The organism is Fulvimarina pelagi HTCC2506 (assembly GCF_000153705.1).
GTDB classification, from domain to species: domain Bacteria; phylum Pseudomonadota; class Alphaproteobacteria; order Rhizobiales; family Rhizobiaceae; genus Fulvimarina; species Fulvimarina pelagi.
In genome coordinates this window covers 1,223,394-1,244,339 of the sequence record NZ_DS022272.1, presented here as the reverse complement: position 1 = coordinate 1,244,339, position 20,946 = coordinate 1,223,394, and the positions used below count along the sequence as shown (strand labels likewise).

The window sequence follows — 20,946 nt, the reverse complement described above, 5'->3', positions numbered from 1 at the left end:
CGCTCTCGGACATGGGATTTTAGATGAATGAATCTGCCGCGTGCGACGCAACGTACGTCGGCGATCGCAGCGGTTTGGAACTTATGCCTCCCTGGCGAGGCGTTTTTGCGCTTCTGTCAGGCTATCTGGCGTATCTGCATCAAAACTAGCCGCCTCGCCGATCTCGATAAGGATCGGCGCTTCCGTCATCGCCTCAATGATGGGTGCCGCTCCGATGTCTCCCGTCAACTGATCCACCGCATCGCGTGTATGCGCAGGAAGGATCACCGGATTCCGGCGAGTGCCGTTATCCGCTGCGGCTACAACCATACGACCTTCCGACCGCTTGAACCGCTCGACAAGACGCTCGAGATCGCGCGACTTCAAAAAAGGCTGATCGGCCAGAAGGACGAGGACTCCGTCTGCATCCCGGGCTGCGGCAAACCCGGCGCGAAGGGACGTCGAGAGACCCTCCGCGAATTGCGAATTTTCAACCAGCTGGACATCGAGCCCAACAAGAGCGCGGCGAACTTCGTCCGAGTGATGCCCGATCACGACGTGAACGGCCTTTAGGCCATTCGCCTTCAGCGCTGTCTCCGCAGCGTGGCGGACCATCGGTAGACCCGGTGCAATCTCGGCCAACAGCTTGTTCTGCTCGCCCATCCGCGTAGAGCGGCCCGCCGCAAGAACGATCGCGTCGACCCTGCGCGTCATCGACTCGGACACACTCTGCCGTGGACGCGGACGGGTCTCGATCTCGGCGAGGAGGCCGCCTACACCCCATGACTGGAGAAGGCTCGGTGTCACCTCCATGCCGGCCATAATACGGTCCAGCACCCAATCGAAGCCGTTCTCCTTCGGGCTGCGGGCGCAGCCGGGCGCCCCAATGACAGGTACCTTGCCGATCCGGCCGACCAGCAGGAGATTGCCAGGATCGACCGGCATGCCGAAATAGTCGACCTCGCCGCCAGCCTGCTCGATAGCGGCCGGAATGACGTCGCTGCGATCGATCACCGCCGATGCGCCGAAGACAAGGACGAGATCGCTCTTCAAAGCCGCCTCGGCGATGGCTACGCTTAGATCGGTCGCGCGATGTGGGACGCGGGTCTCAACGACGACGCGTGAGCCGGAGAGCGCTAGCCGGTCTTCGGTCACGCGGCGCGTCTTTTCAAGCATCTTCGTCGCGGTGGCCGGCAAGGTCGTCTGGATGATGGCGACGGCCCGCGCCGCGAACGGCGCGATCCCGATCGCCGGTCCGCGATTAAGAATGTCGAGTGCCTTCTGGAGCGCCGATCCCGGCACAGCCAGCGGGATGATCTTGATCGTTGCCACCATTTGGCCGGCGCGCACCGCCGCATTTTCCCCGAGCGTGGCAAGCGTAATCCCCGGGTCGACAGCATTGAGCGCGTCCACCAATGCCTTGTCCGGGCGGAAGACGCCCGCCGTGTCGGCGTGGATATTGACGCGACCGGTCGCTGCAAGGCCGATCGTCATATGCGGCGCGCGGAGCGCGGCGGCGACCCAAGCGGCCGCCTCGTCCTCGCCGACATCGCCAGCGTCGAGCTGCGCCGCGATCACGCTCGTCATATCGGCTTCACGCAGCGCTGCGACATCTTCTGCCGTCAGGCGCCTTCCCTTCCTCAGGTCGAGCCTTCCGGACTTCGCCGCATGGGCGAGGATTGCTCCCTCGGCCTCGTCGATCGCGATCTCGCCGAACTTCATCGCGGCGCCTGCTCGCCCCGCTTATCGGCGAACATCTTGCGCTTGCGGAACGCCTCGACGATCGAGGCCATGATGGCGACCGCGATTTCGCCAGGCGTTGACGCGCCGATATCGGCGCCGATCGGCGCGTCGATCCGCTCCATCAGGTGGTCGGCTATGCCGGCTTCCCGGAGGCGCTCTAGTCGGCGCGCATGGGTTTTCCGGCTACCGAGCGCACCAATATAGAAGCAGCCCGTCTTCAGTGCTTCTATCAGCGGGCCGTCGTCTATCTTCGGATCGTGAGTGATCAGCGCGACCGCCGTGTAGGGATCGAGCGGACGCTGCTTAAGGACGACGTCCGGCCAATCGGCATCGAGCTGGAAGCCGGCGAAACGCTCGGGCGTCGCGAAGGCCGTGCGCGGATCGATGATCTCGACGTCGTAGCCGGCGATGCGCGCGATTGGCGCGAGCGCCTGCGAAATGTGGACGGCCCCGATCAGAACAATGCGCACCGGTGGCAGATAGACATTGACGAAGCTTTCGCCGCTTTCGGTCTCGACCATACCGGATTTACCGGCCCGAACCGCCTTTTCCACGACGTCGGCCATCGGGTCTGCCCCGATTTGGGCTTCCCGCAACACCCGCTGCTTGCCCGTAGCGATGTCGGTGATTGTGACGACGGCCCGGCGAGCGGCGCGCTCGGCATTGACGGTCGTGAGGATATCGAGCCGCATCAAACTACCGGTTCGACATAGACGCGGATGCGGCCGCCGCAGGAGAGGCCGACCTGCCATGCGGTCTCGTCTGCGACGCCGAATTCGAGCATCTTGCCCTTGCCGCTTTCAATGACGTCGATCGCCTCGGTGATTACGGCGCCTTCGACACAGCCGCCTGATACGGAGCCTTCGAAATTGCCTTCGGTGTCGATCACCAAATGGCTCCCTGTCGGACGCGGGGCCGAGCCCCAGGTCTCGACCACTGTGGCCAACGCCAGCTTACGGCCGATTGCTGCCCAGTCGGCGGCTGTCGCGAGGATGTCGGTGTGTGAGACGTCGATCCCAGATGTCTCGTTTTTCCGCGGCGCAGCGCTCATATCACCACCTTTATCCGTGGTTGCAGAGAAGCCGGCAAAGCGCCGGACTTCCTATCCCGAGCCAGATCTAGGTTTGGTGACTGCAGAATGAAACGCTCTCAACGCTCGATACGTCGAAAGACGACGCGTCTAGCTCGCGACATTCGCTTATGCAGCTCGAAGCCAAACCTTCGGGTCGTTTCGTTCTTGATCATCGGCGGTAAGGGCAGCGCAGAGTTCGGCCATGGCGTCGAGAGAGTGGACGGCCCGGAATTCGTCTACGTGGTCCAGCATCGTGCGCACCCCCTTCGCCTTTGCGGAAAAGCCCTCGTAGCGTAGCAGCGGGTTCAGCCAGATGAGCCGATGACAGGAGAGATGGAGCCGCTCCATCTCCGCATCGAGGCTCATGGCGCTGTCGCGCTCAAGGCCATCGGTAATCAAGAGGACAATCGCACCGCGTCCGAGCACACGACGCGACCAGTCGCGATTGAAGCGGTGCAGCGCCTCGGCAATGCGGGTGCCGCCGGACCAGTCCTTGACGGTATCGGCGCACTCGGCAAAGGCCTGATCCGGATCTTTCCGGCGCAGCTGCCTCGTGACGTTGGTGAGGCGCGTACCGAACAGAAACGCATGAACTCGGCGGCGATTCTCCATGATCGTGTGGAGAAAATGCAGGAAAATGCGACTGTACTGGCTCATCGAGCCTGAGATATCCGCCAACACGATCAACGGCGGCTGAACCACGCGCTGGGAGCGAAATCGCGGCAAGATGAGATCGCCGCCGGTGCGCATCGCACCTCGCATAGTGGCCTGGGCATCGATCTTGCGGCCACGCGGATCGGACTTGAAGCGGCGCGTTTCGACATGGTCGCGTGGCAGCCGGAGATTCGCGATAGCGCGTTGAGCTGCCGCGAGTTCGGATGCTGACATCTGAGCAAAATCCATGCTTCGCAGGACTTCGTTGCCCGACATCGTCATTGATGCATCGATTTCGATCTCTGGTTTTTCCTGCTTTGTCACCCGCTTTTCCTGTCCTTCGAAGAGCGAGTCAGAAGCGCGCTGCGATCCCGCCTTGGGCTTCTGCCTCTCGGACTCGCGAGGCGGCGCCTTCGGTGAGAACATCGCGATCATCTTCTCGATCAACTCACGGGAGCGCCAGAAAAGCCGGAAGGCCTCCTCGAAGACCGCCGTATCCTCGTGCCGGGTGACGAGCGTGGCGTGAAGAGTCCAATAGAGGTCGTCGCGTGAGCCGAACCCACAAGCCTTTACAGCCTCGATCGCATCGAGCGTTGCGGAAGGACCGAGCTTAAGGCCTGCCCGTCTCAGTGCGCGCGCGAAATAAGTGATGTTATCGGCAAGCCGTCCGTCCGGGTCGGCTTCGGAAATTTCAGTACCAATACTTTTATGCTGGTTCGCCGTCATCCGCTCAGGACTGGTTCCTGAGGTCACGTTTGACCTCATCGAGGATGCGCGTGCTTTCGCCCTGCTGAAGACGCTGGATATCGTCTTGATATTTCAGCAGCACGCCAAGCGTATCGGAGACGTAACGCGGGTCGAGTGCGACAGCGTTAAGTTCGGTGAGTGCGTTGGCCCAATCGATCGTCTCAGCGACGCCCGGGGCCTTGAAAAGGTCGGTTTCGCGCAGCCGCTGAACGAACGCGACAAGTTCCTTCGCGAGGTCCGCGTTAGCGTTCGGTGCCTTGAGGCGGACGATTTCCAATTCGCGGTCGGCTTCCGGGTAGTCGACCCAATGATAGAGGCAGCGTCGCTTGAGAGCGTCGTGGATTTCGCGTGTGCGGTTCGTAGTGATCACAACGATCGGCGGTTCCGGTGCGCGAATGGTGCCAAGTTCTGGAATGGTCACCTGATTGTCGGCGAGTACCTCAAGGAGGAACGCCTCGAAAGCTTCATCCGTGCGATCGAGTTCGTCGATCAGCAGCACCGGCGCGCGTCCGGGCTCGCCCTCCATGGCCTGCAGGATCGGCCGCCGGATGAGAAACTCGTTAGAGAAGATTTCTGATCGCGCAGACTCGCGCGACGTGTCGCCGGACGCCTCGCGAAGCCTGATCTCGATCATCTGCGCCGCGTAGTTCCATTCGTACAGCGCTGAAGAAACGTCGAGGCCCTCGTAACACTGAAGCCGAATCAACGGCCGGTCGAGACCTTTTGCCAAAACCTTTGCGATCTCGGTTTTGCCGACGCCCGCCTCACCTTCGAGGAAGATCGGACGCTTCATTTTAAGCGCCAGGAAGAGGACCGTTGCGAGTGAACGATCCGCGACATACCCCTCCCCTCCGAGCAATTCTGCGGTTGCATCGATGCTGTCGGGCAGCGCTCTGGTCACGTCGGTAGATCCGTCCATTTCTTTGTCGCGGTTGCGGGCGGGAAGGCTAGAGCGAATGCCATGTCCGGTCGAGGTAGACCAAAGAAGACGTCCGCGCATCGGCGGCAATGCCAACAACCTCACCGATGATGATGCGGTGGGTGGCCACGACTTTAGTATCGACCAACCGGCAATCGAAGGCGGCAGCGGCACTCTTCAGAACAGGAGCGCCGGTTTCGAGCTTCGCCCATTTGCCCAGCGCGAATCGATCTTCTTGTTCGAGGCTACCCTCCCCAGCGAAGGCTTTGGCGAGCTTTTCATCCTCAGCACTCAGGACATTCAGGACGAAGCAACCATTCGCTTCGAAGCGCTGATTGAGAGCACTTGCAGTGTTGAGACAGACGAGCAGTGTCGGGGGATCGGACGAGACCGAGCAGGTGCTCGTTACCGTCAGGCCGCGTTGTCCGGCCCCCCCGTCCGTTGTGACGAGGCAGACGCCAGCAGCAAAACGGCGCATGGCGGTACGATATTCAGCTGGGTCGATCCGGGAAGTCGCTTGCAGCAACGGTAAAGCTCCGGCGGATGTCATTCGGGTACAGACCCGGCAAATAAGGCGTCCTCACGGAAATGGCACGGGTTACGGTGCAGATGGAAGCCCTATTCGACGAATGGAGACGATGCGTCGACAGTACGAAGAAAGCCAATAAATCGCTGCCAGCAGTCTCATCGCACCAAGAATTACCCCGCCGAAAGACCGTTCAAACATCCTCTTTGCTCAAAAAACCATCGTCTCTCGCCCTTGTTCGTTCGGAGACGCGCTTTCTATAGTGAGGTGAAACTAATCACCGAAGGAGCGCGCCGTGCCACCGTTCGACGAGATGTTGCTGAATCAAGACGAGGTACGGCAGCCCTATGAAAGCTTTCATGGCTGGTTCAAGGATCAGGACGCGCACGAACTGGCATCGAAGGCGAACGAGGCTGAAACCTTCTTCCGGCGCACCGGCATCACCTTCAATGTTTACGGCCAGCAGGAAGCTGCAGAACGGCTGATCCCATTCGACATGGTGCCGCGGATCATGGCGAAGAACGAGTGGGACAAGCTCGCTGAGGGCATCGAGCAGCGTGTCGAGGCGCTGAACCTTTTCCTGCACGACATCTATCACGATCAGGAGGTGGTGAAAGCCGGCATCCTCCCTGCCCGTCTTCTTGAAGATAACGATGCCTTCCTACCGCAGATGATCGGCTTTACGCCTCCTGGCAAAGTCTACACCCACATCATCGGCACCGACATCGTGCGTACGGGTGAAGACCAGTTCTACGTTCTCGAAGACAATGCCCGAACCCCCTCCGGCGTCTCTTATATGATAGAGAACCGTGAGACGATGATGCAGATGTTCCCGGAGCTGTTCGCGCAGAACCGGGTGCGGCCGGTAGAAACCTATCCGCACCATCTTCGCCGCTCGCTGGAAGCCGTCGCGCCGCCGATGTGCGAAGGCAAACCTCGGGTCGCCGTACTGACGCCCGGGATCTTCAATTCGGCCTATTTCGAGCACTCCTTTCTCGCCGACCAGATGGGTGTCGAACTGATCGAGGGCTCGGACGTCGCCGAGATCGACGGCCGCATTCAGATGCGAACCACCGAAGGCTACGTGCCGATCGATGTGATCTACCGGCGCATCGACGACGCCTTCCTCGATCCGAGAGCTTTCAACCCGGAATCAATGCTCGGCATCCCGGGCATCATGGATGCCTACAAGCGCGGCGCGGTCACGATCGCCAACGCGCCGGGGACAGGCATCTCGGACGACAAGGCGATCTATTCCTACATGCCGGAAATCGTCGAGTTCTTCACCGGCAAGCCGGCCATGCTGGAAAACGTTCCGACCTGGCGCTGCGCCGAGGAGGACAGCCTCAGATACGTGCTCGACAATCTCGCCGACCTCGTTGTGAAAGAAGTGCACGGCTCGGGCGGCTACGGCATGCTCGTCGGCCCGACCTCGACCAAGGCCGAATGCGAGGCCTTCGCCAAGAAACTCAAGGAAGACCCACAGAATTATATCGCGCAACCGACCCTTGCCCTATCGACCGTGCCGATCCTGGCGAAGGACAAGCTCTCACCGCGCCATGTCGATCTGCGCCCATTCGTACTCGTCTCGGACAAAGTGAGAATCATTCCGGGCGGCCTGACACGCGTCGCGCTGAAGGAGGGCTCTCTGGTGGTGAATTCCAGTCAAGGCGGCGGCACCAAGGACACCTGGGTGCTGCGCGACTGAGGTCGCAACCAAGCACCAACGGCAGGATGACAGGCGGCCCGCGCAAACCGATGCGATGAAGCCGCGAGACACGGAAGGACGAATCATGGCACTTCTCGGACGGACGGCGAACGGGCTCTTCTGGATGTTCCGCTACATCGAGCGAGCGGAAAACATGGCACGTCTTGTCGACGCAGGTCTCAGGATTTCATTGACCAATCTCTCGGTCGAAGATCGCGACGAATGGGAGTCGATCCTCGTGTCCGCCGGCGTCGAAGACCCCTACAAGGAAAAGCATGGCGAACTAGACGAGACCAAGATCATCGATTTTCTCATCCGCGATCAGGACAATCCGTCCTCGATACGCTCTTCCATCGACACGGCACGGATGAACGGTCGGATGGTGCGTACCGCCCTCACCCGCGAGCTCTGGGAAGCGACGAACGACACTTATCTCACGATCAGGACTGCGCTCGCTGGCCCGCTCAATCATCGCACCCTTCCCAAGACGCTTGACCTCGTGAAGACGCGCTGTGCTCTGATCCGCGGCGCCTTCTACGGCACCATGTTGCGCAACGAGATCTTCGATTTCTGCCATCTTGGCGCTTTCCTGGAGAGAGCCGACAACACGGCGCGCATCCTCGACGTGAAATACTGGGTGCTTCTGCCAGAACATTCTTCTATCGGCTCGTCGCTCGACAACTTTCAGTGGTCGTCGATCCTGCGCTCGGTCTCGGCGCACCGGTCCTACAGCTGGGAATACGACGCCAGTCCGACCGCGACGAACATCATCGACTTCCTGATGCTGAATCGCCGGATGCCTCGCTCGCTGAGTCACTGCTACGGCATGATGCGCGATTCGATGTCCTATCTCGACCGCGGCTCGGAAACGCCGAACGAGAGCGCCGCCCGCGTCAACATGATCTATGAGCGCCTCTCCAATCTCACCGTACGCGAAGTCCTGGCGAGCGGACTGCACGAGTTTCTCGAGGATTTCATCATCGACAACAACAAGGTTTCGGGACTGATCGCGGAGAACTATCGCTTCTACCCCGACATCGATCCCGCTAACCAGAGCCAGTCGCAAAGCCAGAGCGCCTGACTAAGCACGGTAATGAAGTCGTCGACGGTGTGAATAAATCTGTCTTCGTGGTGAAGGTGCAATTGCGGCGGCCCGGCAGCGGACCGTAAGCCTGTGCAAACCCATTCGTGAACGCGCCCTTCGCGGAGCCTTTTCATGACCTATTGCGTCGGCCTGCTCGTTGATGCCGGTCTCATTTTCATGTCGGACACCCGGACGAATGCCGGGATCGACAACATTTCCACGGTCCTGAAGATGAAGACCTGGGAGGTGCCGGGCGAGCGCTTTTTGTGCCTCATGTCAGCGGGCAATCTGGCTACGACCCAGGCAACGATATCGCTGCTCGACGAGCGAACGGTCGCCCCGTCCGAGCGTCAACCGGCGATCCTTTCCCAGCCGACAATGTTCCAGACCGCAAAGCTTGTTGGCGAGACTCTGCGTGAGGTCATCAGCGGTGCTTCCGGCCCACAGGCCCAGACGCCCGACCCGATGTTTTCCGGCTCGTTCATCCTTGGCGGGCAGATCAAGGGGACACCGCCGCGCCTCTTCAACATCTACTCGGAAGGCAATTTCGTCGAAGCCGGCGAGGATAATCCGTTCTTCCAGATCGGCGAGCACAAATACGGTCGGCCCATCATCATCCGCACCTACGACCGGAAGATGTCCATGGCCGAGTGCGCAAAACTGCTGATGGTGTCGTTCGATTCGACCCTTCGATCGAACCTTTCGGTCGGGCTGCCGCTCGACCTCCAGTTCTATGAGCGCGACAGCTACCAGGCCGGCCTTCGGACGCGCATTACCGGCGAAGACCCCTATTACAAGACTATTTCCGCCGGATGGTCCGATGCCCTGAAATCAGCATTCGACGCCTTGCCTGACTTCAATCCGGAAGCCTGGGCCGAGCACGAGGAGGCCGAACTCGCGACCGTCTGAAGACGCCACGCGCTTCTGGCCCCTTCGCGCCGCCCTTCCCGTCTCAGTTGTCCTTGCGTTCAATCCCGAGCGGATCGCGTGACTGGCCGATCGCCGGCTTGGACTCACCCATGATCTGAGCCAGAACATCGTCCGCCGAAGACGAGCGACTGCCGCCGATGCCGGCTTCCGCCAGTTGGCGATCGAGATCGGAGCCCGACTCGAGGGCGGCGAGTTCAGCCCCCGCCTCGATCCGGCCGCGTGTCTCATCCTGCCGCTTGCGGATGCGCTCAAGCGAGTCCATGGCGTTGCCAAGCTTGGAATTGACGCCGGACTGGGAGTGAGCGATCGCCGACTGAGCCTTGATCAGCGACTCGTTGGCCTTCACGTTCTCGACTTCCCGCCGCATTTGCTGCAACCGGTGCTCAGTGTCCTGGATTGCCCGCATCATCTGGCCCTGGCTCGCTTGCATGCGCTCCAGTTCCCCTTCGTCGCGATGGATTTCCTGGCGCAATCCGGAGATCCGGTCGGCGAGGCCGCGTGCGAGATCTTCCCTTCCGGCCTGAAGCGCTGCGCGCGCGCTTTCGGTGTCTCGCTGTTCCTTCTCGCGCGCTTCCTCGATCTTTCTCGATAGCCGTTTATTTGACGCCATGATGCCGGCGAGATCGGAACGCGCCTTACGCAGCGAGTTTTCTGCGTCGCGAATCTCCTGGTCGAGAATGCGCAGTGCCTGTTTGTCGGCAACGGTTTCGGCCGCTTCGTTGGCTCCGCCGCGCACAGCAGTGAATAGCTTGCCCCAGACACTCATAGGCCGAACTCCCCATTCTTCCATTCTTCGATCATATTCGCTGCATCCACAGCGTTTTCCGCCAGAACCGCGATCTCCTCGATCATCGCATGCGCGCTCGAAAGTGCCGAAAGCGAGCCGAACAACTCGTACCATTCCTCGCCGTCGAAATTGACAATGCCAAAGGTCGAAAGCGGCACGAGCTTGTGAGTCGACAGGATCATCCGGTCGAATTGCTCACGGCGCGGCAGGTCGCTTGCCTTCACGAGGGCGACACTCGCCAACACCTGATCGCCGCTCGCCGTAACAAGGATGTCGAGATCACCCTTTTCCTTCAGCGTGACGCGCAGGACATCCGTTCCCTCGACGACGGAAACGTCGACGTCGCCCAACTCTTCGGGATCGGAGGCAAAGAGCTCGGTGAGGCTCGCGAGATTCCACGGTTCCACGTCGGGACGACCTTTCTTGCAATCGGTTTCGAGACCGGTTTTACATCAGCGGCGAGCGCTTGTTCAATCGAAGCTCTTCAAAGGACAGCCCTCGCGGCCCCGGTTAGATGGGGCTGCGAAATCAAGGATGCGAGATGCCTCTGTTCCTCAAGGTCGCGCGCCGAGCCTATATCGCGATCGCAGAGCTGACCTGGGGCGCGGTCCTTTTTCTCTTCGTTGCCCATCTCTTCGTTTCCTACATCCTGCTGGGTATCGTTGGGGAGGACGGACTAACCGGTGACGTCGCGACCTACATCTACTATTACGGTGTGACGGCGACGACGGTCGGATACGGTGATCTGTCACCGGCTGGCACCGCAGGACGTCTTATCGCGGCGTTTTTTGTCATTCCCGGAGCTATCGCGATCTTCACGGCGGTTCTTGGCAAACTGCTCTCGGGGATCAGCGGGGTTTGGAGAAAGAGGATGCAAGGCGCAGGCGATTTTAGCACCAGGGTCGGCCACATGATCGTTCTCGGCTGGCAGGAGGGCGCTTCACAGCAACTTCTTTCGATGCTCTCCGGCGAACGCGCGTCGGACGAGGCTTTGCCAGTTCTCGTTTCGCGAAGCCTGGCGCAGAATCCAATGTCCGATCAGATTGATTTCGTCCGTGCCGAGCGCCTCGCCGATCCCGAAGCACTGGAACGCGCCGGAATTTCGGGAGCGCGCGGCGTCGTCGTGAGGGGCGAAAACGATGATGAGACACTCGCCGCCGCCTTGGTCTCCGCGACGCTGAACAGCAGCATTCATGTCGTTGCCTATTTCGAATATCAGCGGACCGCCGAGATCGCAGAACGTCAGGCCGCCCGCATCGAAACGATCACCTCGCTATCGCCGGAACTCCTCGTACGCGCAGCGCGCGATCCGGGTTCTTCGCAGGTGGCCAAGCTGCTTCTGTCGGCCAGCACCGCGGACACGGCCTTCTCCATGCTCTTGCCCGAAGGCCGAGCGCCGATCCGATACGGCGATGCGCTTATCGGCCTTCGCCGTAGCTGCAACGCCACGTTGGTGGGTGTCGGCCGCGCAGGCAAGGTCGACCTAAATTGCCCCGCAGACGATCCGATCTCCTCGGGCGACACCATCTACTATATCAGCGATAACCGGCTCGACGCAGGAGCGATCGACTGGTCGGCGATGGAGGGAGCTGGCAGATGATCTTTTCTCTCTTCGGCAAGAAGGACAACGGCGCCGGCCTTCCCGACGAACGCGGCCCGCTCGGTATTCCGATCGGCGGCGCACTCGAACTCGATCTTCTATCGCTGGAGGCAGATGCGGCGACGGGCGAACCCGGCATGGCACTGCCCGAGGGCGGAACGTTCGTTTGCGTCGCATACGGCGAGGCCAGACTCGACGCAAACACCGTCCTGTCCCGATATTATGACGACGACGATCGGCTGCTCCAAGTGCTTTCGGCAAGCGGCCGCTACGGCGACACCATAGACGACGTCAGCATCTATCATCCTTGGGACAGCGTCGTGCCCGCCGGGCAGGCCGAGTGGGACCGCTGGATCGGCCCGCGCGGCATGGTGGGCGAGGCTCGGTACGATGCGGACGGCGTCCTTTTCGAGCGCTTCTGGGGAGCGGGCGAGGAACGCGCGGACCTCGTCGAGTTCGTCGAGGACATCGAGGATGGACGTGGCAAACGCGCCATCCACCAGACCTGCATGCTCTACGCAAGACCTGTCGGCCGGACCCAGGAGATGCTTCTCATCAATGTCGAGCGCGAACTGGCGGCGGGGTCGTCCCGGCAGGGGGGCTCGATCGAATTCCTCCTCGGCTATGGCCTCGGCGCCGCGGATGTGAGACGGGTTTAACCACGACCGCAGCTATTGGTCGTGCCGCTTTCTAACAAGAGACTGGAGGGACGATGTTCGGTTACGTTTCAGGCCTGCCGAGTTTCCTGGCGTATTTCATTCTGGGCCTCGTGCTCTACGGCCTTTTTGCTGCGATCTATACGGCGCTGACCCCGCACAAGGAGGTAACGCTGATCCGCGAAGGCAACATGGCCGCCGTACTCGCCTATCTCGGCGCGATCATCGGATTCGGCATCGTCTTGTCGTCTGCAGCTGAAAATTCCGTCGCCATCATTGATTTCATTATCTGGGCGATCATTGGTGTTCTCGTCCAGATCCTAGCTTTCTTCATTGCGTCCATGACAATGACGAAGCTGCACGAGCGAATCACCAAAGGTGAGATCGCAGCAGGTGTCTGGAGCGCCGGAAATTCCATCGCGGTCGGTCTTCTGAACGCCGCCTGCATGACCTACTGAGGAGGAAGGAAGGATGCGAAAGCGCAAGATCGGGGCACGCCCCCCTCTCCTCACCCTCGGTACTATAGCGGCGACGGGAATGGTACTGACTGGCTGCGGCGAGGATCCGCCGACCGAAGCCCTCTTCTCCACACCCACCGAGTGCGCCGCGTCCGGCGTCGATCTTCAGATCTGCGAAGCCGAATACCAGGCCGCGCTGAGCGAGCACCTCAAGAACGCTCCGCGCTTCGACGGGCAGGCCGCTTGCGAGGCTGAATATGGCGAGGGCCGCTGTTTGGAGACGAGTAACCTCGTCAACCAGCAGGCCAATGATGGCGCAGGCTCCTTTTTCATCCCCTTTATGACAGGCTACCTGATCTCCTCGGCAATCGGCAACCTGGCGAGTTACGCCGCCTACCGGAACTACCGTTCCTCGCCGAGCTACACCTACTCCGCGCCGATCTACCGGACCCGTGGCGGGCAGACGGTGACGAGCGCAGTACAGGGCGGCCAACGGGTTTCGCGGCCTGTGAACGTGAACACGCGCACGGTTTCGCGCTCGGGCTTCGGCGGACGATCGTCGTCCCGGGGCTTTTTCGGCAGCTGACGTAAAGTGCAGCGGATCAGTCTGCCAGAGCGCGAAGACTGGCGCGAAAAGGCGGAAGCCGTCGGTTTCGGCTTTCACGAAATGTATGGAGAGCCCTATTGGCTCGACGACGCGGCCTTCGTTTTCACACTAGCCGAAATCGAGGAAGCGATCGAGGATCCGAGCGCGGAACTCCATCAGATGTGCATGGACGTCGCCGAAGACGTCATCCGCGATCCGGCGATGATGACGAAGCTCGCGATCCCTGAGCCAATGCAGGATCTCGTCCGCCGCTCCTTTGAAGATCAGGAGCGCCATCTCTACGGCCGCTTCGATCTCGCCTATGACGGCACCGGGCCGGCCAAGCTTCTGGAATACAATGCGGACACGCCCACCTCGATCTTCGAATCGGCCTATTTCCAGTACAATTGGCTAACCGACAACGTGGAACGGGGCGTCCTGCCGGAGGACGCCGATCAGTTCAATGCCATCCAGGAAACGCTGATTGAGGCGTTCCGGAAATTCTCGAACGAGCCAATCTTCCACTTCGCCGCCTATACCGAGAGCGACGAGGATCGCGGCACTGCCGCCTATCTGATGGACTGCGCCATTCAAGCCGGCCACCGCACCGAACTTCTCGACATGCGAGAGATCGGCGTCGACGATCAAGGTCGCTATACGGACATGCAGGACCGGACGATCGAACTCTGTTTCAAGCTCTATCCATGGGAGGATATGCTGCGCGAGCCCTTCGCAGAGCACCTTCCCCACTCACGGACGCAGTTCGTCGAGCCGCCTTGGAAGGCGATCCTCTCCAACAAGGGCCTGCTTCCACTGCTTTGGGAACGCTTTTCCGGTCATCCCAACCTTCTCCCCGCCTATTTCGCGGACGATCCGCGCGCGGGGAATCTCAAGAATGCGGTGAGGAAACCCCTTCACTCCCGCGAGGGCGAAAATATCACGGTCATCGAAGCCGGTCTGGAGACTGAAGTCTCGGACGGGAATTATGGCGAGGAAGGCTTCATTGTTCAGGAGTTGACGAGACTGTTCGAAAAGGATGGCAAGTACGCCGTCCTCGGGACCTGGATCGTTGGCAACACCTGCTGCGGTCTCGGCATGCGCGAGGACAGAAGCCGAATTACGAGAAATCTGTCGCGGTTCATCCCACACGCGATCATCGGATAACCGCCAAGCGGCATCTGGAACTGAAAAGGCCGGCACCCTGAGATGCCGGCCTCGAAATTCATGCTATGGATCGTTTGCGTCAGTTCAGATGGCTCTTCAGTTCGGCCACCGCCGCATCGACATCGGTCTTGTAGTCGAACCGGTTCAGCATGTCGCCGAATCGGGAGACAATCTCGGTAAGCTCTGCCTCAGACAAGAGATTGAGGATTCCGACGCGGATCTGAGTCGGCTCTGAAAGAGTCGGCCAGATACAGAAATTCTCGGCGCGGCATTTGTTGACGAAGTCTTTTTCCTGACCCTTCAGTTGATCGGGCAGGTCGAGAACGAGAAGGCTCGTCATGTTGGACGTGACGTTGCAGCCCATCTTGGTCAGGGCTGCTCGCAGAGCCTTCTCCGCTGTCCGGTACTTCTCGGCGCGCTGAAGCATGCCGTCTTCCAGCACCATACGAAGCGCTTCGTGGAAGCTCGCGACAGCATAGGGCGAATGGGTGCGGTGATAGGTGCCCTTTTCTACATCCTGACCTTCGATGATCGCCCAGTGACGGGCTTCCATGATCGGGTGATGGACGAAGCAGCGGCCTCCGACCTTCTTCAGCTCTTCGATGTAGGTGTCGGTGAACGTGACCGGCGCATAGGTGAGCGGCAAGGCCATGACGCCCTTCTGGGGGCATGACGCCCAGCCGTGGATGCCCGGATAATCGTCGACCCTGAACTCGGCGATACCGAGGGAGGAGACGGCATCGACGAGGCCCATGACGCCGTGCTTTTCGCACGCATCACTGAACCCTCGGATATCATTGACTCGGCCTGAGCCGGTTTCCCAATGGGCCATGGCCGCCCATTTCGGCTTGTGCTCGGTAAGCGCCTTCTCGACGATCTCGCCGGTCACCGACTCTCCATGCGGCACTTTGATCGTGACCACCGAAGAGGCCTTCGGGTCGAGCGAGTTTGCCGCGAGTTCCTCGGGAGTGGCGCCTTTCATGCGAACTGACAGTTCGTCGATCCCGGAGAACGTCCCGTTGACGAAGAGGACGATCTTGTCGCCCGGATGGACCACGCTGAACATCATGTCGAGCGCCGACCAGCCTGTACCCGCACAGGCGAAAGTATGGATGTTGTTCGTGCCCCAGACTTCACGGAGCATCTTCTTCGATTCGATCATGCCCCGCAGCACGTCGGGGTTCATGTGATCGGCGACACCCTGATCGTGATAGGCGTCGAGTACGCGCTGCGCCGTGTTGCCCGGACCGGGACCGGCGGCAATCGTATCGGGAATCTTCAGTTCCGGAAAAACTGGTGCATTCATGATGAGGCTCCTCCCATTCGGTTCGACACGATGCTGGACAGTTTAATACGATCCGTAGCGTGCATTCCCTCGCGCTCGATCCCAGCGCCATTGCCTTCGGATATAGGACAGGCCCTCAAAATCGGCCCACACCCGAACGACGACAAAAAACCTACCCGCACTGGCAGATGAGCTGAGGAAAACGGCTATTCGCCACCCTTCTGACCGAGCCTCGAGAGGGCGATCCGCGAGGCAATCGACTGCACTGCGTAGGTGAGCGACTGCATCATCTCGCCACCTTTAGCATAGCTCGCTGGCGCGAGATTGGTCGGCCGTTGACGCGCGTGCATCGATTTCGCGCCTGCAAAGCCACCGTCCTGGCGAACAGCGATGGCGATCCCGCCGTTCGCTTCCACATATTGAAAGGCCTGAAGGTCGGAAGCGCCGTCGCCAACAAAAATCATCTGGTTCGGCGGCACAGCTTTATCCTCGTCGGAAACGGCTTTGGTCGTCGATTCCGGGGCGTTCGATCCGTGAATGCTGAAGCCTTTAGAGAGCGCTTCCATGTATCGCGCCTTCTCTGGATGGGTGAGCGCCCGCTTGATGAAAACTGCCTCGCCACTCTCGTCGAAATGGAGCGAAGAGCCCCAGATGCGGTCGAAGCAATCCTTGATCGCTGTGTGCTCGATGATGTCGACATAGCCCGAGGAGATCACCGTGAAGTCGACCTCCACCCCAGGCGCGACCTCACGCGCGGCCGATCGAATGCGCTCGGGCATCTGTGTTACTTCGTCGTAGAGTTCGATCTCCGCGGCGGCCTTGCGCAACGCGTCGCGGTTCAGCGGCCGGCCTCGCTCACGCCCGGCTTTGATCAGCGCGTATGCGCGTGCATTGATCGAGTCCCAAGTGTCTTCGTCCAGCGGCTCGCGAAAATTGCGATGCCAATCGTCGACATCCAGCCCCATCGCCTTCACGAGCACTTCCAAGGACGACTCCGCCAGCGTCTCGTCGAAATCGAAAGCAAGCGCGATGCGGTTATGGAGCGGCCGTGTGACTTGCATGAGAGTTCCCTCGGGTTCCAGACATCGGTCCAGATCAAAAGAGGGTCAGCAAGCGCCCCGGCAAGCGCGCAAATGCCGCAGGTGTTGAGGCCGCTGTCAGATTCGCCCTTCGTCCACTGCAAAGCATGCCACACGCGTCGGGCCATGCTCCGTCAGCACGGGACGCTCCGTCCGGCAACGCTCGTTGGCGTGCGGGCAGCGCGGATTGAACGAGCAGCCAGGCGGCGGATCGAAAGGCGACGGGAGCTCGCCGGTGAGGCGGATGCGTTCGCCGCGATCGTCGGGGTTGGTCGCCGGCGTCGCCGAGAGAAGCGCCTTGGTATAGGGATGCTTCGGCTCGGAATAGAGCGCCGCCTTGGGTGCGATCTCGACCGGGCGGCCGAGATACATCACGAGAACCCGGTCCGCCACATGCTTCACGACCGAGAGATCGTGGCTGATGAAGATGTAGGTGAGCTTCAGCCGATCCTGCAGGTCGGCGAGCAGGTTAAGCACCGAGGCCTGGATCGACACGTCCAGCGCCGAGACCGGCTCGTCGAGGACGAGGATCTTCGGATCGAGTATCAGAGCTCGTGCGATGGCGATGCGCTGGCGTTGGCCACCGGAAAACATGTGCGGATAGCGGTCGTAGTGTTCCGGGCGCAGCCCGACCTGCGCCAGCATGTCCTTAGCCTTCTCGCGCCGTTCGGCCCGCGAGAGCTTCGAGTTGATCTTGAGCGGTTCCTCGATGATCGCGCCCACCTTCTGGCGCGGATTGAGGGCGCCGTAGGGGTTCTGGAAGACGATCTGGACGGTCGACCGTAGGCGCTTCACATCGCTCGAACGCCCGGCCGAAATGTCGATGCCGTCGATCGTGAGATGGCCTTCGGTCGGCTCTTCGATCATTGTCAGGATGCGGGCGAGCGTGGACTTGCCGCAACCCGATTCTCCGACGATCGCGAGGGTCTCGCCTTCCTCGACCGTGAAGCTCGCTTCCTTGACGGCCTTGAGGCCGGCCGCTTTCGCAAAGAGCCCGCGCTTGACCTCGTAGACCTGGCTGACGCCTTCGGCTGAGACGATCGCACTCATGCCGCCTCCTCGGTATTGAGAGGATAATGGCAGAGCGCCTGCCCCAGGGCATCGCTTTGATGCGGGGGCTCGATTGTGCGGCACCTGTCGTCGGCGCGCGAGCAACGCGGATTGAAAAGGCAGCCGTCCGGCCGGTCCCCCTGCCCCGGCACGACACCAGGAATGGTCGGCAACCGGTCCCCCGTCGCACGCTCTGGAATGGCCGAGAGGAGCGCGGCGGTATACGGATGATGCGGCTCGTCGAAGAGGGTTTCGACCGGCTGGCGCTCCACCTGTTGGCCGGCATATTGCACGACGACCCGGTGCGCGGTTTCGGCGACAACGCCCATGTCATGGGTGATCAGCACCATCGCCATGCCGCGATCTCTCTGGAGGTCGACGAGAAGATCGAGAATCTGCGCCTGGATCGTCACGTCGAGCGCCGTCGTCGGCTCGTCCGCGATGAGAAGCTTCGGATGACAAGCCGTCGCCATGGCGATCATCACACGCTGGCTCATCCCGCCGGAAAGTTGGTGCGGGAAGGCGGATAGCCGCCGCTCGGGTTCGGGCAGGCCGACGGACTCGAGCAATTCGATCGCCCGCTTCTGGCGCGCTTTCCGGTCAAGGCCGAGATGGATGCGCAGCGTCTCCTTGATCTGAAATCCGACGGTGAAGCACGGATTGAGCGAACTCATCGGCTCCTGAAAGATCATCGACATCTCTGCCCCGATCAGCCTGCGCCGTTCGCGTCCGCTCATCGTTCGAAGGTCGTGGTCCTCGAATGCGAGTTCGTCGGCGGTCACCGTTGCTGTCGGTGGCAGGAGACCCATGAGCGCCAGCATGGCGACCGACTTGCCGGATCCGGATTCGCCAACGATGCCGAGGATTTCGCCCTTGTCGACGTTGAGGTCGAAGCTGTCTACGGCCTTGAAGGGTCCAGAGGCGGTGTCGAAAGTGACGGTGAGATTGCGGATGGTGAGGAGCGGCATCGAGATCAACTCCGCTTCATCTTCGGGTCGAGCGCGTCGCGGAGACCATCGCCGACGAGGTTGATGGCGAGCACAGTGATCAGGATCGCAAGGCCGGGAAAGGTCACCACCCACCAGGCGCGCAGCACAAATTCCTGCGCGTCGGCCAGCATCGTGCCCCATTCGGGCGTCGGCGGCTGGGCACCGAGGCCGAGGAAGCCGAGAGCGGCCGCGTCCAGGATCGCCGACGAAAACGAAAGCGTCGCTTGGACAATGAGAGGGCCGAGACAGTTCGGCAGGATGGTCACCACCATCAGTCGCAGTGGGCTGGCGCCGACCACCCTGGCTGCCGTCACGTATTCCCGCTGTTTCTCGGCCATCACCGAAGCGCGGGTCAGGCGCACGAAATGCGGCTGCAGAACGAGCGCGATTGCGATCATGGCGTTGAGCAGTCCGGGACCGAGAACGGCGACGAGAACGAGGGCAAGCAGTAGCGAGGGGAAGGCAAGGATAATGTCCATCAGCCGCATGATGACGATATCGACCCAGCCGCGCACATAGCCGGCGATCAGGCCGACCGAGATACCGACGGTCACCGCGAGGGTGACCACCACGAGACCGATCGTCAGCGAATAGCGAGCGCCGTAGATGAGCCGCGAAAGCATGTCGCGACCGACGGCATCGGTGCCAAGAATGTAGGCCCAGCTTCCGTTATCGGCCCAGACAGGCGGCACCAGCAGCGCACCCCGGTTCTGCGCAGTCGCGTCGTAGGGCGCAAGAACGGGGGCGAATATGGCGATCAGAATGATCGCGATGAAAACGTAAAGGCCGACGACGGCGCCTTTGTTCTCCGAAAAATAGTACCAGAACTCCTTGAGCATCTGGCGGCGCGGGCTGACCTTTGCCTTTCGGTCCTCGATGCCGGCCCCGATGCCTTCGCGCGCTTCGTCGGCTTCAACGTGGCTCATCGCGTGCGCACCCTCGGATTGATCAGCCCGTAGAGGACGTCGACGATGAGATTGACGATCATGACGACTAGCGCGATGAGGATCAGCCCGCCCTGCACCACCGGATAGTCACGGCGATACACGCTGTCGACCATCCATTTCCCGATGCCCGGCCAGGAGAAGATCGTCTCGGTAAGGATCGCTCCAGCCATCAGCACACCGATCTGGAGGCCGATCGTCGTCACCACCGGGATGAGTGCATTGCGCAGGGCATGAACCGAGACGACACGGAATGCGCTGAGTCCCTTGGCGCGCGCGGTGCGGACATAGTCCTCGCCGAGCACCTCAAGCATGGCCGAGCGGGTTTGGCGAGCGATGACCGCAAGTGGGATCGTTGCAAGCACGACGCCAGGCAGGATGAGATGGGAAACAGCAGACTTGAAAGCGCCCTCCTGCCCCGAGAGCAGGCTATCGATCAACATGAACCCGGTCGGCTGATCGAAGTAGAACATCAACGACATGCGGCCGGAGACCGGCGTCCATTGAAGATAGCCCGAAAAAAAGATGATGAGCAGCAAGCCCCACCAGAAAATGGGCATCGAATAGCCGGTCAGCGCGGCGCCCATGGTGACCTGATCGAACCAAGAACCACGCTTGATCGCAGCGAGAATACCCGCCGGAATGCCGATGAGGACGGCGAGCGTGATGGCGACGAGCGAAAGCTCGATCGTTGCCGGGAAAAGCGTCATGAACTCTTCGAGCACCGGGCGGTTCGTGACGATGGAATTGCCGAAATCGCCCTGGAGGAGTCCGGTCAAATAATCCCAGAACTGGACCGGCAGCGGCCGATCGTATCCAAGCATGGCCTGGAGTTGCGCATAGCGCTCCTCGGAGATGCCGCGCTCGCCGCTCATAAGGATGATGGGGTCGCCGGGCAGCAGCCGGATGAAGGCGAAGGCGACGATCGCGACGCCGACGAAAGTCGGGACCAGAACGCCGATACGCGAAAGAATGAAGCGGAGCAT

22 protein-coding genes are annotated in these 20,946 nt (G+C 60.9%); 8 read left to right on the top strand and 14 right to left on the bottom strand.

Features of this window, described 5'->3' with window-relative positions:
* Nucleotides 1–81 precede the first annotated feature (81 nt).
* From FP2506_RS05845 to FP2506_RS05820, 6 genes are all read right to left on the bottom strand, one after another.
* Nucleotides 82–1,701 (bottom strand): NTP transferase domain-containing protein, encoded by a 1,620-nt coding sequence (locus FP2506_RS05845; RefSeq protein ID WP_007066488.1) that lies wholly within the window; start codon nucleotides 1,699–1,701, stop codon nucleotides 82–84.
* Entirely contained in the window at nucleotides 1,698–2,414 is a 717-nt protein-coding gene (locus FP2506_RS05840; RefSeq protein ID WP_007066487.1) for an XdhC family protein, read from the bottom strand. Before FP2506_RS05840 ends, FP2506_RS05845 begins: the two co-directional genes overlap by 4 nt.
* A complete protein-coding gene (locus FP2506_RS05835; protein ID WP_007066486.1) occupies nucleotides 2,414–2,773 on the bottom strand; it encodes an XdhC family protein in 360 nt (119 codons plus the stop codon). The genes FP2506_RS05840 and FP2506_RS05835 overlap by 1 nt, the downstream gene beginning before the upstream one ends.
* A 147-nt stretch (nucleotides 2,774–2,920) precedes the next feature.
* Nucleotides 2,921–4,174: a vWA domain-containing protein gene (locus FP2506_RS05830; protein ID WP_007066485.1), complete on the bottom strand. Its 1,254-nt coding sequence runs from the start codon at nucleotides 4,172–4,174 to the stop codon at nucleotides 2,921–2,923.
* Between the two features lie 4 nt (nucleotides 4,175–4,178).
* Nucleotides 4,179–5,114 carry an AAA family ATPase gene (locus FP2506_RS05825; protein ID WP_007066484.1) on the bottom strand — a complete coding sequence of 312 codons (936 nt, stop codon included), beginning with the start codon at nucleotides 5,112–5,114 and terminating at the stop codon, nucleotides 4,179–4,181.
* Nucleotides 5,115–5,142: 28 nt separating this feature from the next.
* Nucleotides 5,143–5,592, bottom strand: a complete 450-nt coding sequence (locus FP2506_RS05820) for a flavin reductase family protein (protein ID WP_007066483.1) — start codon at nucleotides 5,590–5,592, stop codon at nucleotides 5,143–5,145.
* A gap of 361 nt (nucleotides 5,593–5,953) precedes the next feature.
* Between FP2506_RS05820 and FP2506_RS05815 the strand changes: the two genes are divergently transcribed.
* The 3 genes from FP2506_RS05815 to FP2506_RS05805 all read left to right on the top strand — a co-directional run bounded on the left by FP2506_RS05815 (nucleotide 5,954) and on the right by FP2506_RS05805 (nucleotide 9,341).
* Nucleotides 5,954–7,348: a circularly permuted type 2 ATP-grasp protein gene (locus FP2506_RS05815; RefSeq protein ID WP_007066482.1), complete on the top strand. Its 1,395-nt coding sequence runs from the start codon at nucleotides 5,954–5,956 to the stop codon at nucleotides 7,346–7,348.
* 85 nt (nucleotides 7,349–7,433) lie between these two features.
* Nucleotides 7,434–8,429 carry an alpha-E domain-containing protein gene (locus FP2506_RS05810; protein ID WP_050764997.1) on the top strand — a complete coding sequence of 332 codons (996 nt, stop codon included), beginning with the start codon at nucleotides 7,434–7,436 and terminating at the stop codon, nucleotides 8,427–8,429.
* A 135-nt stretch (nucleotides 8,430–8,564) separates the two neighbouring features.
* A complete protein-coding gene (locus FP2506_RS05805) occupies nucleotides 8,565–9,341 on the top strand; it encodes a proteasome-type protease (RefSeq protein WP_007066480.1) in 777 nt (258 codons plus the stop codon).
* Between the two features lie 43 nt (nucleotides 9,342–9,384).
* Here the strand turns inward: FP2506_RS05805 and FP2506_RS05800 are convergent, their stop codons facing one another.
* Nucleotides 9,385–10,128 carry a PspA/IM30 family protein gene (locus tag FP2506_RS05800; protein ID WP_007066479.1) on the bottom strand — a complete coding sequence of 248 codons (744 nt, stop codon included), beginning with the start codon at nucleotides 10,126–10,128 and terminating at the stop codon, nucleotides 9,385–9,387.
* The gene (locus FP2506_RS05795) at nucleotides 10,125–10,556 is read right to left on the bottom strand and encodes a YjfI family protein (protein WP_007066478.1); all 432 of its coding nucleotides are present in this window, start codon (nucleotides 10,554–10,556) and stop codon (nucleotides 10,125–10,127) included. The genes FP2506_RS05800 and FP2506_RS05795 overlap by 4 nt, the downstream gene beginning before the upstream one ends.
* A 134-nt stretch (nucleotides 10,557–10,690) precedes the next feature.
* Between FP2506_RS05795 and FP2506_RS05790 the strand changes: the two genes are divergently transcribed.
* Genes FP2506_RS05790 through FP2506_RS05770 form a run of 5 tightly spaced genes read left to right on the top strand, consistent with a single transcriptional unit; the run spans nucleotide 10,691 to nucleotide 14,613 of the window.
* Nucleotides 10,691–11,749: an ion channel gene (locus FP2506_RS05790; RefSeq protein WP_040488940.1), complete on the top strand. Its 1,059-nt coding sequence runs from the start codon at nucleotides 10,691–10,693 to the stop codon at nucleotides 11,747–11,749.
* The gene (locus tag FP2506_RS05785) at nucleotides 11,746–12,408 is read left to right on the top strand and encodes a DUF2491 family protein (protein WP_007066476.1); all 663 of its coding nucleotides are present in this window, start codon (nucleotides 11,746–11,748) and stop codon (nucleotides 12,406–12,408) included. Before FP2506_RS05790 ends, FP2506_RS05785 begins: the two co-directional genes overlap by 4 nt.
* A 53-nt stretch (nucleotides 12,409–12,461) precedes the next feature.
* A complete protein-coding gene (locus FP2506_RS05780; RefSeq protein ID WP_007066475.1) occupies nucleotides 12,462–12,863 on the top strand; it encodes a DUF350 domain-containing protein in 402 nt (133 codons plus the stop codon).
* Nucleotides 12,864–12,876: 13 nt separating this feature from the next.
* Nucleotides 12,877–13,449: a DUF1190 domain-containing protein gene (locus tag FP2506_RS05775; protein WP_040488938.1), complete on the top strand. Its 573-nt coding sequence runs from the start codon at nucleotides 12,877–12,879 to the stop codon at nucleotides 13,447–13,449.
* A 6-nt stretch (nucleotides 13,450–13,455) separates the two neighbouring features.
* A complete protein-coding gene (locus FP2506_RS05770; protein WP_007066473.1) occupies nucleotides 13,456–14,613 on the top strand; it encodes a glutathionylspermidine synthase family protein in 1,158 nt (385 codons plus the stop codon).
* Nucleotides 14,614–14,692: 79 nt separating this feature from the next.
* On the opposite strand, the gene FP2506_RS05765 is transcribed toward FP2506_RS05770, so the two are convergent.
* The 6 genes from FP2506_RS05765 to FP2506_RS05740 form a co-directional block, all read right to left on the bottom strand.
* Nucleotides 14,693–15,919 (bottom strand): aminotransferase class V-fold PLP-dependent enzyme, encoded by a 1,227-nt coding sequence (locus FP2506_RS05765; RefSeq protein ID WP_007066472.1) that lies wholly within the window; start codon nucleotides 15,917–15,919, stop codon nucleotides 14,693–14,695.
* Nucleotides 15,920–16,104: 185 nt separating this feature from the next.
* Complete coding sequence (locus FP2506_RS05760) at nucleotides 16,105–16,959, bottom strand: HAD family hydrolase (RefSeq protein WP_007066471.1); 855 nt, start codon at nucleotides 16,957–16,959, stop codon at nucleotides 16,105–16,107.
* Between the two features lie 96 nt (nucleotides 16,960–17,055).
* Complete coding sequence (locus FP2506_RS05755; protein WP_007066470.1) at nucleotides 17,056–18,027, bottom strand: dipeptide ABC transporter ATP-binding protein; 972 nt, start codon at nucleotides 18,025–18,027, stop codon at nucleotides 17,056–17,058.
* Nucleotides 18,024–18,995, bottom strand: a complete 972-nt coding sequence (locus tag FP2506_RS05750; protein ID WP_040489448.1) for an ABC transporter ATP-binding protein — start codon at nucleotides 18,993–18,995, stop codon at nucleotides 18,024–18,026. Before FP2506_RS05750 ends, FP2506_RS05755 begins: the two co-directional genes overlap by 4 nt.
* A gap of 5 nt (nucleotides 18,996–19,000) precedes the next feature.
* A complete protein-coding gene (locus tag FP2506_RS05745) occupies nucleotides 19,001–19,855 on the bottom strand; it encodes an ABC transporter permease subunit (protein WP_050765124.1) in 855 nt (284 codons plus the stop codon).
* Nucleotides 19,856–19,938: 83 nt separating this feature from the next.
* Entirely contained in the window at nucleotides 19,939–20,946 is a 1,008-nt protein-coding gene (locus FP2506_RS05740) for an ABC transporter permease subunit (protein WP_007066467.1), read from the bottom strand.